The 13036-nt window shown below is 77.0% G+C and carries 11 protein-coding genes; 4 read left to right on the top strand and 7 right to left on the bottom strand.

The genetic code is table 11. The features are described 5' to 3' along the window. The first annotated feature begins 1 nt into the window (after window position 1). From ACI798_RS03860 to ACI798_RS03850, 3 genes are all read left to right on the top strand, one after another. Window positions 2-421 carry a hypothetical protein gene (locus tag ACI798_RS03860; RefSeq protein ID WP_457047279.1) on the top strand — a complete coding sequence of 140 codons (420 nt, stop codon included), beginning with the start codon at window positions 2-4 and terminating at the stop codon, window positions 419-421. Window positions 422-489: 68 nt separating this feature from the next. Next, window positions 490-1029 carry a DoxX family protein gene (locus tag ACI798_RS03855; protein ID WP_456941952.1) on the top strand — a complete coding sequence of 180 codons (540 nt, stop codon included), beginning with the start codon at window positions 490-492 and terminating at the stop codon, window positions 1027-1029. A gap of 205 nt (window positions 1030-1234) precedes the next feature. Continuing rightward, the gene (locus ACI798_RS03850; protein ID WP_457047278.1) at window positions 1235-4561 is read left to right on the top strand and encodes a SpoIIE family protein phosphatase; all 3327 of its coding nucleotides are present in this window, start codon (window positions 1235-1237) and stop codon (window positions 4559-4561) included. 68 nt (window positions 4562-4629) lie between these two features. Here ACI798_RS03850 and ACI798_RS03845 read toward each other — a convergent pair whose 3' ends face one another. The 5 genes from ACI798_RS03845 to ACI798_RS03825 all read right to left on the bottom strand — a co-directional run bounded on the left by ACI798_RS03845 (window position 4630) and on the right by ACI798_RS03825 (window position 9398). Then, window positions 4630-5877, bottom strand: a complete 1248-nt coding sequence (locus ACI798_RS03845) for an alpha/beta fold hydrolase (RefSeq protein WP_456941954.1) — start codon at window positions 5875-5877, stop codon at window positions 4630-4632. Beyond that, window positions 5871-6758, bottom strand: a complete 888-nt coding sequence (locus tag ACI798_RS03840; RefSeq protein WP_457047277.1) for a CPBP family intramembrane glutamic endopeptidase — start codon at window positions 6756-6758, stop codon at window positions 5871-5873. The genes ACI798_RS03845 and ACI798_RS03840 overlap by 7 nt, the downstream gene beginning before the upstream one ends. Before the next feature lie 17 nt (window positions 6759-6775). Continuing rightward, a complete protein-coding gene (locus ACI798_RS03835; RefSeq protein WP_456941956.1) occupies window positions 6776-7348 on the bottom strand; it encodes a dihydrofolate reductase family protein in 573 nt (190 codons plus the stop codon). 119 nt (window positions 7349-7467) lie between these two features. After that, a complete protein-coding gene (locus ACI798_RS03830; RefSeq protein ID WP_456941957.1) occupies window positions 7468-8820 on the bottom strand; it encodes a dicarboxylate/amino acid:cation symporter in 1353 nt (450 codons plus the stop codon). 209 nt (window positions 8821-9029) lie between these two features. Then, the gene (locus ACI798_RS03825; protein WP_457047276.1) at window positions 9030-9398 is read right to left on the bottom strand and encodes a hypothetical protein; all 369 of its coding nucleotides are present in this window, start codon (window positions 9396-9398) and stop codon (window positions 9030-9032) included. A 191-nt stretch (window positions 9399-9589) separates the two neighbouring features. On the opposite strand from ACI798_RS03825, the gene yidD reads away from it, so the two are divergent. Then, window positions 9590-9994: a membrane protein insertion efficiency factor YidD gene (gene yidD, locus ACI798_RS03820; protein ID WP_457047275.1), complete on the top strand. Its 405-nt coding sequence runs from the start codon at window positions 9590-9592 to the stop codon at window positions 9992-9994. Here the strand turns inward: yidD and ACI798_RS03815 are convergent. Next, the gene (locus ACI798_RS03815) at window positions 9985-11115 is read right to left on the bottom strand and encodes a 5-methyltetrahydropteroyltriglutamate--homocysteine S-methyltransferase (protein WP_457047274.1); all 1131 of its coding nucleotides are present in this window, start codon (window positions 11113-11115) and stop codon (window positions 9985-9987) included. The two genes, yidD and ACI798_RS03815, sit on opposite strands and share 10 nt — an antisense overlap. Window positions 11116-11204: 89 nt before the next feature. Continuing rightward, complete coding sequence (locus ACI798_RS03810; protein ID WP_457047273.1) at window positions 11205-12962, bottom strand: bifunctional metallophosphatase/5'-nucleotidase; 1758 nt, start codon at window positions 12960-12962, stop codon at window positions 11205-11207. Window positions 12963-13036 lie beyond the last annotated feature (74 nt).

Below are 13036 nucleotides of genomic sequence, written 5' to 3'. Positions count from 1 at the left end.
CGTGCCCACCGTGCCGTGGCGTCGCCGCCTCTCCCCGGTCCCGGACGACGAGTACCTGGTGCTGGCCAGCCGGCTGCCGCTCCGGTCGCTGGTGCAGGTCCCGCGGTTCGTGGGGCTCACCGTCGCGGTCGTCCGTCAGCTGGAGCGCACCGAGGGACTCGTCGGGTACAGCCTGCGGGCCCAGCCGCTCGCCAGGACGTTCTGGACGCTGTCCGCGTGGACCGACGACGCGGCGCTGGGGCGCTTCGCGCGGCAGATGCCGCACGCGGCCGTCATGGCGACGCTGCGCCCGCACATGCGGCCCACGCGGTTCGAGTCGTGGACGTGTCGCGGCGACGAGCTCCCCGTGGCGTGGGACGACGCGATCGAGCGCCTGCTGCGCCCGGCCGGCTCCGCACCGCCGCCGTCCCCGGTCACCTAGGCGACGGCCACCCAGACGACGGTCACCCAGACAACGGTCCCCGGGAGAACGGACCGGGAGGTCCAGCCATGGTGCTCCTCGTCGTGCTGGTCGGGACCTACGCCCTCGCCCGGCTGCTCCCCTCTCGGCTGCACCGGCGCCGCCCTCCGCCGGACGCCGCCCGGGTGGCGATGGCCACCACGATGGCCTTCTCGGGGGTCACCCACGTCCTGAAGCCGGAGCCCTTCGTGCAGCACATGCCGGACCTCGTGCCCGCGCGGGAGCGGGTCGTCTTCTGGACCGGGCTGCTCGAGGTGCTGTTCGGGGTGGGCCTGGCGGCGCCCCACCGCCGGCGCCGGGAGGTGGCTCTCGCCCTCGCGGCGTACCTGGTCGCCGTGTTCCCCGCCAACGTCTACGTCGCCGCGGCGGGCGTCCGGATCGAGGGCCTCCCCGGCGCCTCGCACCCGTGGCTGCGGCTGCCCCTCCAGTTCGTCTACATCGCCTGGACCTTCTGGGCCGTCCCCGGTGCGTGGCAGCTCGCCCGGAGCCGGGTCGCGCAGCTGCGGGACGCGACGGCACCACCGTCCTCCGGCCGGGAGCCGGTCCTGGCCGGGGCGAGGACGTCCTGACCGCGGGCACGGACCCGGGGCCGGCGTCGTCGCCCCGGGGCCGTGCCCGGGAGTCCGCCTGCCCCTGACCACCGCCCTGCACCGCGTCCGGGCGCGTGGCCCGGCGGCGCGGTCCCGCCGGGGGGTTCGCAGACGGCGTCCGCCGAGGCAGAATGCCGGGCAGCGGCTCAGATGCGGGGCGGGCACCCGACCGACGGGAGACGTCGTGGACGCGTCCGACGCGCCGGATCCACCCGAGGACGCCCCGCACGGCGACGACCGCGCGGAGCTGCGGCGGTACCGGGCGCTGGTGGAGTACGCCCCGGACGCCGTCGTGATCCTCGACCTCGACGCGGGCCGGTTCGTCATGGTCAACCGGGCCGCCGAGGAGCTGTTCGGCATGGACCGGGCCGAACTGCTGCAGGTGGGGCCGGTCGAGGTCAGCCCGCCGGAGCAGCCCGACGGGCGGTCCTCGCGGGAGGCGGCGACGGCGCAGCTGGACCGGGCGCTGGCCGGCGAGCGGCCCCGCTTCGACTGGACCCACCGCCGCGCCGACGGCACCGACGTCCCGTGCGAGGTCACCCTGCTGCGGCTGCCCGACCCCGACCGGCGGCTGGTCCGCGGCAGCCTCCTGGACGTCACCGAGCGGCGCGCCACCGAGGCGGCCCTCGCCGCGCAGGCCGCCCGCCGGATCGCGGAGCAGATCGCCCGGCGGGCCGCGGAGGCGAGCGTGGCCCGGCTGCAGGCGACGGTCGCGGGCCTCAACGCGATCGTGTGGGAGCGCGATCCGGCCACGCTGCGGCTCACCTTCGTCAACGAGCGGGCCGAGGAGCTGCTCGGCTACCCGGCCTCGCGGTGGCTGGCCGACGAGGGGCTGTGGTCGCGGATCCTGCACCCCGACGACCACGACGCCGTGCTGGAGCAGGTGCGCCGCGAGGTCGACGCCGGCGCGGTCGACTTCACGCTGACCTACCGGGTGTGCAGCGCCGACGGGCGGTGGGTGTGGCTGCAGCACCTGGGCCACGTCGCCCGCGACGAGGACGGCACCGCCCGCACGCTGCACGCGGTCCTGTTCGACGTCACCGAGGCCCGGCGCCGGGAACGGGCCGCGGAGCTGTTGGCGGCCGCCGGCCAGGCGCTGGCCGCCCCGGGTGCGGTGGAGGACCGGCTGGCCGCGGTGGCCGCGCTCGCCGTCGAGGAGCTCGCCGACCGGGCCCTGGTGTGGCTGCGCGGCGACGACGACCGCCACAGCATCGTCGCCGCCGCTCCCGCCGACGCCGCCCCGGGCCTCACGGGCGTGCCCCTGCTCGTCGTCCCCGAGGAGCTGCGCCCGTCCGTGGAGGCCGGGCAGCCGTTCGTCGTCGGCGCGGTGACCGAGGCACTGCGGGACGAGGCCACCGGGCGCGCGCCGGCCCCGCTGCCCGCCGACCCGCTCGCCGCAGGCCCCCGCCTGGTCGTGCCGCTGGTGACCGGCGGGGAGCGGGTCGGGATGCTGTCCCTGGCCGCCGCGGACGCCGGCCGCCGCTTCGACGACGCGGACCGGGAGCTCGCCGGCGACCTCGGCCGGCTGGTCGCGACGACGGTGGCCGCGGAGCGGCTGGCCGAGCGGCAGCGCCAGCTGCACGACCTCGCGGTGGCCCTGGCCGCCGCCGGCACCGCCGCGGAGGCCGGCGCCGCGCTCACCGCGCGCCTGCACGAGTCGCTGGGCGCGGCGGTGGTCGCGGTGTGCGTGCTCGGCGAGGACGGCCTGCTGCACACCGTCGACGTCCACGGCGACTCCCCGGGGTGGGCCGCCGGGTTCACCACCATCCGGCTGACCGCGCCGGCCCCGCTGGCCGAGGCCGCCCGCACCCGCCGCCCGGTGTGGCTGCCCGACCGCGAGGCGCTGGTGTCCGGCTACCCGGAGATGGCGCCGTACCTGCGCCCGGAGACCCAGGCGACGGCGTCGCTGCCGCTGCTGGCCGGTCCGCGCCTGGTCGGTGCGGTGGCGGTGGTCTTCGACCGGCCGCGGGCCTTCGACGCCGCCGAGCGCGCGTTCCTGCTCACCGTCGCCGGGCAGGTCGCCGGGGCGCTGGAGCGGGCCGCGCTGGCCGACGTGCGCCGGGAGATGGCCGACACCCTGCAGCGCAGCCTGCTGCCGGCGCACCTGCCCACCTCCGAGCGGCTGACGGTGACCGCCCGCTACCTGCCGGCGGTCACCGGCACGTCCGCCGGCGGCGACTGGCACGAGGTGGTGCCCGTGCCCGGCGAGCGGACGGCGCTGGTCGTGGGCGACGTCGTCGGGCACGGCGCCTCGGCGGCGGCCGTCATGGGCCGGCTGTCCAGCGCGCTGTCGGGCGTGCTGCTCACCGGGGAGGGGCCCGCGCGGGCCCTGGAGCTGCTCGACGGCTTCGCCGGGCGGATCGACGGCGCCGGGCTGGCCACCGTCGCCTGCCTGGTCCTCGACCCGGCCACCGGCCGGCTCACCGCCAGCACCGCCGGCCACCCCCCGCCGCTGCTGCTCACCTCCGACGGGTCGGCCGTGCTGCTCGACGGCGGCCACGGCCCGGCGCTCGGCGTGTCCGGCGCCGGCCGGCGTCCGGAGACGGTGAGCGTCCTGCCCCCCGGCGCGACCCTGCTGCTCTACACCGACGGCCTGGTCGAGCGGCCGGGCAGCCTGCTCGACGAGGGGCTCGCGCGGCTGTCGGCGGCGGCCGGGGCGCGGGCGACGGCGCCGCTGCCGGCGCTGGTCGACGGCGTCCTCACCGACCTGCTGGGCGGCCCCGGCGCCGACGACGACGTCGCCGTGCTCGCCGCCCGGCTGCACCCCGCTCCCCTGCGCGTCGAGCTGACCGCGGACCCCGCCCAGCTGGCGCGGCTGCGGCGGGAGGTGTCCCGCTGGGCGCACGAGGCCGCGCTGTCCCCCGACACCACCGGGGACCTGCAGCTGGCGGTCGGGGAGGCCGCGGCCAACGCCGTCGAGCACGCCTACCGGGACGCGACCGAGCCGGGCCGCGTGCAGGTCGAGCTCGTCGCCGACCCCGACGGCGGGGTGGCGGCCACGGTCGTCGACGGGGGCACCTGGCGGCCGGCGGCGGCCGACCCCGGCTTCCGCGGCCGCGGGCTGGACATGATCGCGGCGCTCGCCGGCGGCGTCGACGTCGTCCCCGGCACGGGCGGCACGGCGCTGCGGTTCCGGCTGGCGCCACCGAGCCCGCCACCGCCACCGTCGCCGGGGTCGGCCCCGGTGACGGGCGTCCCCGCCTCGCTGCTGGCCGGGGACGCGCCGCGAGGCCGCCGGCTGGAGCTGACCGGCGACCTCGACCTCGCCGGCGTCGCGGAGGTGCGGACGGCCCTGCTCGCCGAGGCCACCGCCGGTCGGTCGCTGCTGCTGGACCTCACCCGTCTGGGCTTCGTCGCGAGCGTCGGCGCCGGCCTGCTGCTCGAGGCGGCCCGGGCCGCGGCCGGCCACCTGGAGGTCGTGCTGCCGCCCGGCGGGTCGGCCCGGCGACTGCTCGACCTCACCGGTCTGTCCGAGGTCCTGAGCGGCGGGGGCGCGTCCGCGACCCGGTGACGTCGTGGCACCCCGGCCCGGCGTCCTCCCGTCACGGACGAGCCCGACCCGGAACGACGGGGGTCCGGTCAGTGCCCGGCGGGGACCAGCCGGGCCGGCCCCGCGGGCGCCTGCGCCGTCGCGGCGCGCAGCAGCTCGTAGGTCCCCTGGACGGCGGCGGCCCACCGGCCGGCCACCGGTTCGCCGCGCAGCCAGGTGGCGGCGGCGAGCAGCAGCTGCTGGCCGGCCGCCGCCTCGAGGTTGAGGTGGACCGGCAGCGGCAGCACGCGCAGCAGCCCGGCCGGGTGGTCGGTGAGCAGCGTGTCGGCCAGCCCGGCCGCGCCGGAGGCGGCCAGCAGCAGGCGGGTCCGCGGCCCCCACGGCCGGGTCCACGGCACGGTGAGCAGCGCCAGCGTGCTCACGACGTCGAGGACGGCGTGCACCGTCGGCGGCAGCGGCCTGACCGGGGCGAGCGGGTCACCCGGCCGTGACCGCGGCAGCACGACGTCGTCGTCGATGGGCTCCCGGCGGTCCAGCTCGCCGGAGAGGAAGACGTCCACCAGCCGGGCGGACACGTCCGGCGCCGACCAGTGGGCGTTGTGCGCCGCGCCCTCGATCACCACCAGCCGGCCGTCGGGCAGCAGCCGGGTGACCTGCTCGGCCCACGCCTGGGTCAGTGTCCGGTCGTGCCGGCCGCGCACCACCAGGGTCGGCGCGACGACGTCGGGCAGCCGCCGCTCGATCGGGTCGTCCGAGCTGCGGACCAGCTGCTGCACCATCCGGGCCACGCCTGTGGACAGGTACTCGAGCTGCATCACCGGCTGCAGCGTGGGGACCTCGAAGACCTGGTTGCGCAGCACCTGCGGGTACTGCTGCCACGGCCGGCGGTACCGCGGGTCCGGGGTGGGGCCGGACAGCACCAGCCGCTCCACCCGCTCGGGGTGGCGGGCGGCGAGCTCGACGCCGACCTGCGCGCCGATCGAGTTGCCGAAGAAGCTCGCCCGGCCGACCCCGCAGGCGTCGAGCCAGGCCAGCAGGTGGCCGGTCTGCGTGGCGACGTCGGGACCGCCGGGCCGGCGCAGGTGCGGGTCCCGCGGCGAGCGGCCGAAGCCCGGCAGGTCGGGTGCGAGCACGTCGTGTCCGAGGGCCGCCAGGCGCCGCCCCAGCGGCACGAGGTAGCGGCTGGACAGACCCAGCCCGTGCAGCAGCACGACCGGGATGCGGTCCGCGCCCTCGCCGGAGCGCCAGGTCCGGGCGTGCACCCGGGTGCCGAGGGCGGGCACGTCGGTCCAGACCCGTCGCGGGGCCGGACCGGCGGGACGGAGGGAGGTCAGCACGGGCACGGGTCCTCCGGAGGGAGGTGGGACGCCCCGTGGGCTCGGGGCCCGGTCCCCCTACCCCGCACCGCGGGGTGCTCCACACCGCGGCCGTGCCGGCCGGCCCGCGACGAGGCGCTGCGGGAGGCCGGCGTCGCCGCGGTCGCCGACCCGTGGGACGACGGGGAGCGGCTGCCGGGTCGACCCCGGTGGCGTCCGGCCGCCGCGGCCGCCAGCGCCCCGAGGTCGTTGGCCGCCAGGTGCAGCAGCGCCGGCGCCAGCAGGCTGCCGCTGCGCTCGCGCAGCCGGGCGAACAGCACGCCGGCGCCCGCCGTGCCGAGGCAGGCGGCGGTGACCGCGCCGGCCCGGCGCAGCGGGCCCGCGGCCGGCACGGCGACCGCGAGCGTCCGCACGGTCGGCGTCACGTGCCAGAGGCCGAACAGCGCCGCCGCCGCAGCCCGCGCCCGCCGCGCGGGCAGCACCCGCCGCAGCACCGGGGGCAGGACCCCGCGGAACGCCACCTCCTCCCACAGCACGGTGCCGACCGGGATGCGCACCAGCACCCGGACGGCCAGTTCCCGCGTGCCGAGTCCCGTCACGCGGGCGTCGGCGAGCAGGGGTCGCAGGGCCGGGACGGCGAGGGCGGTGGCGTACCCGGCGCCGACCACGGCGGTCCAGGTCCCGGCCTCCCGCGCGCCCGCGGGCAGCCGCCGCGGGTCCAGGCCGAGCTCGGCCCGGGAGATCCCCCGGGAGCGGGCCGCCGCGAGGAGCGTCGCCGCGGCCGCGGCGTTCACCGGTGTGTACGCCCGCTCGGGGAGCCGTGGCACCAGCAGGTCGTTCCAGGCAGCGAGCAGCACGGCCAGGCCGGCGGCCCGGCGGACGTCGGAGCGGCGGGCGGCCATGTGCCCCCCGACCGGGGTCAGCGGGCGCGCGTGTAGGTGAGCACCGCGGGGCCGCCCGGGAAGACGCGGACGTCGTCCAGGACGAGCGCGGTGGGCGCGAACCGCACGCCGAAGGCCGGGCGGCCCGCGCCGGCCACGACCGGGTACTGCTTGACCACCACGCGGTCGATCTCGGGCAGCAGCTCACCGGCCAGCTGCCCGCCGCCGGCGAGGTAGACGTCGAGACCCGGCTCCTGCTTGAGGGCGCGCACGGCGGACAGCGGGTCGCCGCGGACGACGGTGACCTCCGGGGCCGGGGACTCCAGCGACCGCGAGACCACCACCTGCCGCAGGTGGGCGTAGGGGCTGGTGATGCCCGCGGCGAGGGCGGGGTCGTAGGTGCGCCGTCCCATGACGACCGTGTCGAACCGGCGCAGGGCGGCGGTGTCCACCCCGAGGGCCCGGCGCACGTGCGTGGGCAGCGCGTCGGGGAACTCGAGCGCCATCCACTCGGTGAACGGTTCGCTCAGGGGGTAGAAGTCGACCTCGTCGTCGGGGCCCGCGATGAAGCCGTCGACCGACGTCCCGACGTAGTAGACGAGGTCGCGCACGTCCCACCTCCACCGTCGTCGCCGACGTCACGCTCCCGTGGTGCGGCACCGGTGCGCAAGCGGCGACGGGCCGGGGACCCCTGGAGGGTCCCCGGCCCGTCGCCGGGTGGGGCGGAGGATCAGGCGACCGCGGGCTGCCGCAGGTCGGCGTCCACCCCGCCGGTCCCCGCGGCGACCGGGGCGGACGCCCGGCCGGTGCGGAACCGCTCGAGGTCGAGGATGCCCTCGCGCCGGGCGACGATCGTCGGGACCAGCGCCTGACCCGCGACGTTCACCGCGGTGCGGCCCATGTCGAGGATCGGGTCGATCGCCAGCAGCAGGCCGACGCCGGCCAGCGGCAGGCCCAGCGTGGACAGCGTGAGCGTCAGCATGACCACCGCGCCGGTGACGCCGGCGGTGGCAGCCGAGCCGACCACCGACACCAGCGCGATGAGCAGGTAGTCGGTGAGCGAGAGCGGCACGTCGAAGAACTGCGCGACGAAGATCGCCGCCAGCGCCGGGTAGATCGCGGCGCAGCCGTCCATCTTCGTCGTCGCCCCGAGCGGGACGGCGAACGAGGCGTAGGACCGCGGCACGCCCAGGCTCTGCTCGGTGACCCGCTCGGTCACCGGCAGGGTGCCGATCGAGGACCGGGAGACGAAGGCGAGCTGGATCGCCGGCCAGGCGCCGGCGAACCACCGCAGCGGCGAGAGGCCGTGCAGGCGCAGGAGCACCGGGTAGACGACGAACAGCACCAGCGCGAGGCCCGCGTAGACCGAGCCCGCGAAGACGCCGAGGGAGCCGAGCGAGTCCCACCCGTAGGTGGCCACGGCGTTGCCGATGAGGCCCACGGTGCCGAGCGGGGCCAGCAGGATGACCCACCACAGCAGCTTCTGGACGACGGCCAGCGCGGAGCGGACCAGGCCGAGGAACGGCTCGGCCGGCTCGCCGACCTTGAGCACCGCGACGCCGATCGCGACCGACAGCACGATCAGCTGCAGGACGTTGAACGACAGGCCGATCGAGCCGTCGTCAGCGGCGGAGGCCTGCAGGCCGAGGACGTTGCCCGGCACCAGGCCGGTGAGGAAGTCCCACCAGGAGCCGGTGGTCTCGGGCGCGGCCTGCGCGGCCGCGTCGACGCCGCTGTTGCGGCCGGGCTGGGTGAGCAGGCCCAGGCCGATGCCGATGGAGACGGCGATCAGCGCGGTGATCGCGAACCACAGCAGGGTCTGGCCGGCCAGCCGGGCGGCGTTGGAGACCTGGCGGAGGTTGGCGATGCTGACGATGACCGCGGTGACGACGAGCGGCGGGACCAGGACCTTGAGCAGCGTGACGAAGGTCTGGCCGACGGTCTGCAGGGTGCTGGTGAGCCAGTTGGGCGTCCCGTCGGCGACGGGGCCGAGGTCGCGGGCCACGAGGCCGAGCGCGACGCCCAGCACGAGGGCGAGGAGGACCTGCGCCGCGAACGGGACGCGGCGGAGACGTGCGAGCACGGGGGTGCCTTTCAGGGGTTCTGCGGGAGGGACGACGAGCGCGCGCGGCGTCGACAGCCCGCGGTCGTCACCCGGCAGTTGTCCAGCTCACGGCGGCGCGTGAGTCCCCAGGGGTTCGGCACGCCAGGGGTCAATGCGGACGCGGCGGCGCCGCATCCCGGATGTGCCCGGACTCACGCGCCGGCGGCTCCCCCGGAGCCCCTGACGGGTCAGGCGGCGTCGTCGACGGCGGGCGCGTCCTCCACCGCCACCACGACCTCGTTGGTCTGCAGCGTGACCAGCCAGGCCAGCGCGTGGTCCTCGACCGGGCGGCCGGTCACCTGCGCGATGGCCTCGAGCTGGGCGGCGACCAGCCCGCGGGCGGCCTGGTAGACGTCGGCGGCGGACACGGCCATCTCCAGCTCGTCGAGCCACAACCGCCCGTCGGGCAGCACGCGGACGTCGGGCTGGCTGCCGACACCCAGGTCGGCGGCCGCGCTGCCGAGGACCGACATCCCGGCACGCAGCTCGGTGAGCCGGCGGGAGCGGCGGCCGGGCGACGGCGGCATGGACGGCGGCACGGGCTGCGACTCGGACATCTGGGCGCCTCCTGTCGGACGGGCCCCGCGGTCGTCGTGGGCCCCGTCCCCAGGGTCGGCAACCCGGGCGCGACTCCGGACCACGCCTGGGGCGGCGCGGGCGGCTGGGGCGCGAGGGACGAGACGTTGCAGGCCCGACCCGTGCAGCAACCCCTTCCCCGGTCCGGCGGCGGCCTGCACGATGCCCCGCCGTGACCAGCCGCCCGGGGTGCACCCGCCGTCGCCGCCGCCGCTCCGCCCGCTCCTCCCGGAACTCCTGCGACGGCTGGGACGGCTGCTCGGAGGGCTGCGACGCGATCGGCCTGCTCACCCTCCTCTGGCTGGCCCTGCCCGCGGCGCTGGTCACCCCGGCGCCGGCCGGGACGCCGTGGGCGGCGCGCTGGCCGGTCCGGCTCGTCGTCGCCTACCGGGAGCGGGTCAGCCCCACCCGCCCGCCGGTGTGCCCGTTCACGCCCACCTGCTCGACCTACGGGCTGGAGGCGCTGCGCCGGCACGGCACGCTGCGCGGGCTGCGGCTGACCCTCGGCCGGCTGCGCCGCTGCCGCCCCGGCGCCGGCGGCAGCGACCCGGTGCCGCCGGCCCGGGCTCAGGCGTAGCCCCAGACCTCCTGGGCGACCTCGACGACGAGCGCCAGCTTGGCCACCTGCTCGTCGCGGGTCAGCGCGTTGCCCTCGACGGTCGAGGAGAAGCCGCACTGCGGGGAGATCGCCAGCTGCTCCAGCGGCACGTGGCGCGACGCCTCGTCGATGCGCCGCTTGAGGTCGTCCTTCGACTCGAGCGCGGGCCGCTTCGTCGTCACCAGGCCCAGCACCACCCGCTTCCCCGGCGGGACGAACCGCAACGGCTCGAAGCCGCCGGAGCGGGCGTCGTCGTACTCGAGGAAGAAGCCGTCGACCTCCAGGCCGCCGAACAGCGCCTCGGCGACGAAGTCGTAGCCGCCCTCGGCCACCCAGGAGGAGCGGAAGTTGCCGCGGCACATGTGCGTGGTGACCGTCAGGCCCTCGGGCCGGCCGGCCAGCGCGGCGTTGATCTGCCGGATGTAGCGCTCGTGCTGGTGCTCGGCGTCGCGGCCCTGGGCGGCGAGCTCGGCCCGCTGGGCGGGGTCGTTGAGGTAGGCCAGGCTGGTGTCGTCGAGCTGCAGGTAGGTGCAGCCCAGCGCGGCGACGCCCCGGACCTGCTGCGCGTAGGCCGCCGACAGGGCGTCCCAGAACGCGTCCTCGTCGGGGTAGACGGCCGGGTCGATCGCCGCGGCGCCGCCGCGGTAGTGGACCATCGACGGGGAGGGGATGGTCAGCTTCGCCGTCTGCCCCTCCCCCACCCGCGACTGCAGGTACGCGAGGTGCTCGCCGAAGACCGGCTCCCCGATCGACAGCGGGCCGTCCACGTGCAGGCCGGCCGGGGTGAAGTCGATCGTGCCGTCGGCGTTCCTGAAGTGGACGACGATGTCCTCGCCGGTCACCCTGCTGATGCCGCCGATGGCGTAGATGAAGTCCATGTGCCACGAGGCGCGGCGGAACTCGCCGTCGGTGGCGGTGCGCAGGCCGACGTCGCCCTGCAGCCGGACGACGTCGGCGATGGCCTCGTCCTCGATCCCGCGCAGCTCGGCGTCGTCGATCTCCCCGGCGGCGTGCCGGGCGCGGGCCTCGAGCAGCGACGCGGGGCGCAGCAGGCTGCCGACGTGGTCGGCGCGGAACGGCGGGCCGGAGGTGTCGGTCATGCCGCGAGCCTGGCGCAGGACGGCCCCGGACGCGCGCCGGCGGCGGCCCCCTCGGTGGGGACCGCCGCCGGGACGGGGTGGTGCGGGTGTCAGGCGACCGGGTCGATCCGGTCGGTCGCCGGGGCGTTCACCGGCCGGTTGGCCATGAGGTGGGCCGTGAACGCGTCCAGGTCGATCGAGGTGGTGACGGCGTTCGTGCCGTTGGTGAGCTGCGAGAAGCCGTCACCCCCGCCGGCCAGGAAGTTGTTCACCGTCACCCGGTAGACCTGGGTGGGGACGACCGGGACGCCGTCGATCGCCAGGGCGTTCACCCGGGCACCGCTGCACGGGTCCGTCGCCGAGCCCGCGGGCGCCGCCGGGTCGACGACGTAGTTCACCGTCGACGACGGCTGGAGCACGACCGCGTTGCCGGTGCGGGCGTACTGCTGCTCCAGGACGCAGTCGAGCTGGGCGCCGGTGAGGTCCAGGGTCACGAGGTTGTTGGCGAACGGCTGCACCGAGAACGCCTCCCCGTACGTGATCGGCCCGGCGTCCAGGTCGGCGCGGACGCCGCCGGGGTTCATGAAGGCCGCGACCGCGCGCTCGTCCCGGGTGTCGGCCAGCTGCGCGTCGGCGATCAGGTTGCCCAGCGGGGTCTCGCCCTGGGCGTCAGCGGCCCGGCCGATGGCGGTGGCCGCGTCGCCCACGACCTCGCTGGCGATGGGGCCGATGACGGCGTTGTAGCGGGCGATCAGCGCGGTCTGCGCCGGGTCGGGGGCGACGTCCCGCTTGACGATGACGTTGTCGACCCGCGTCCGGTCGCGCATGACGTCGCCGCTGCGAGAGTTGATCTGCAGGTCGATGTCGGTGACCAGCCGGCCGTTGTTGCCGGCGCTGGTGACGACCTTGCCGTCGATCAGGCAGTTGTAGGCCTGGTGGGTGTGGCCGCTGACCACGACGTCGATGTCGTCGGACATGCCGGTGGCGATGTCGACGATCGGGCCGGTGAGGCCGTTGCACTGGTCGACGTTCCACGCGTCGGGACCGCTCTGGGCACCGCCCTCGTGCAGCAGGACGACGATCGACTTGACGCCCTGGCGCTGCAGCTCGGCGGCGTAGCGGTTGGCGGTCTCGACCTCGTCGGCGAAGTCCAGGCCCGCGACGCCCTGCTGGCTGACGATCTGCTCGGTGCCCTCGAGGGTCATGCCGATGAAGCCGATCCGGACGCCGCCGACCTCGTGGACCGCGTAGGGCTCGAGCAGCGGCTGCCCGGTCGCGGTGACGAAGGCGTTGGCCGACAGGTACTCGAAGTCCGCGCCCTCGTACGGGGTGCCGTCGGCGCAGCCGTCGACCGGGTGGCAGCCGCCGTTCTGGATGCGCAGCAGCTCGGCCGAGCCCTCGTCGAACTCGTGGTTCCCGACGCTGGCGTAGTCCAGGCCGGCCAGGTTCAGGGCCTCGATCGTCGGCTCGTCGTGGAAGGCGGCCGACAGCAGCGGCGAGGCGCCGATGAGGTCGCCGGCCGCGACCGTGACGGTGTTCCCCTGCCGCTGCGCGGCGGCCAGCTGCTGGAGCTGGGTGGCGAGGTACTCGACACCGCCGGCGTTGACCGTCGGGGCGGTCAGCGGGCCGCTGCCGTCGGGGTCGGGGCCGGTCTGCACGCGGCCGCCGGACCCCGACGGGGCCTCCAGCGCGCCGTGGAAGTCGTTGAGGGCCAGCAGCTGGACGTCGACCGGCGTCTGCCGGTCCGGGGTGCCGGGAGCGCCGGGGGCGGCGCCGGCCGGCGCGAGGGCGGCGGCGACGACCAGGCCGGTCATCGTCGCCGTCAGCGCCGCGGCCACCGTGGCGCGGCGCAGGACGGGCAGGGACATGCAGGATCTCCTGTGGTCACCGGGGACGGACGCCGGCGATCCGCCCGCGTCCCGCACGGAGTCTGACCCAGCCG

It is taken from the genome of Geodermatophilus sp. SYSU D01045, from assembly GCF_054050295.1.
The sequence above is the reverse complement of the archived record's forward strand: the minus strand, read 5'-3'. Positions and strand labels throughout refer to the sequence as shown.

Bases quoted from the DNA above. Each gene is read 5' to 3' on its own strand.
- ACI798_RS03855 (WP_456941952.1), top strand. From the start codon at position 490: ATGGTGCTCCTCGTCGTGCTGGTCGGGACCTACGCCCTCGCCCGGCTG.
- ACI798_RS03840 (WP_457047277.1), bottom strand. From the start codon at position 6,758: ATGGCCGCCCGCCGCTCCGACGTCCGCCGGGCCGCCGGCCTGGCCGTG.
- ACI798_RS03825 (WP_457047276.1), bottom strand. From the start codon at position 9,398: ATGTCCGAGTCGCAGCCCGTGCCGCCGTCCATGCCGCCGTCGCCCGGC.
- ACI798_RS03815 (WP_457047274.1), bottom strand. From the start codon at position 11,115: ATGACCGACACCTCCGGCCCGCCGTTCCGCGCCGACCACGTCGGCAGC.
- ACI798_RS03810 (WP_457047273.1), bottom strand. From the start codon at position 12,962: ATGTCCCTGCCCGTCCTGCGCCGCGCCACGGTGGCCGCGGCGCTGACG.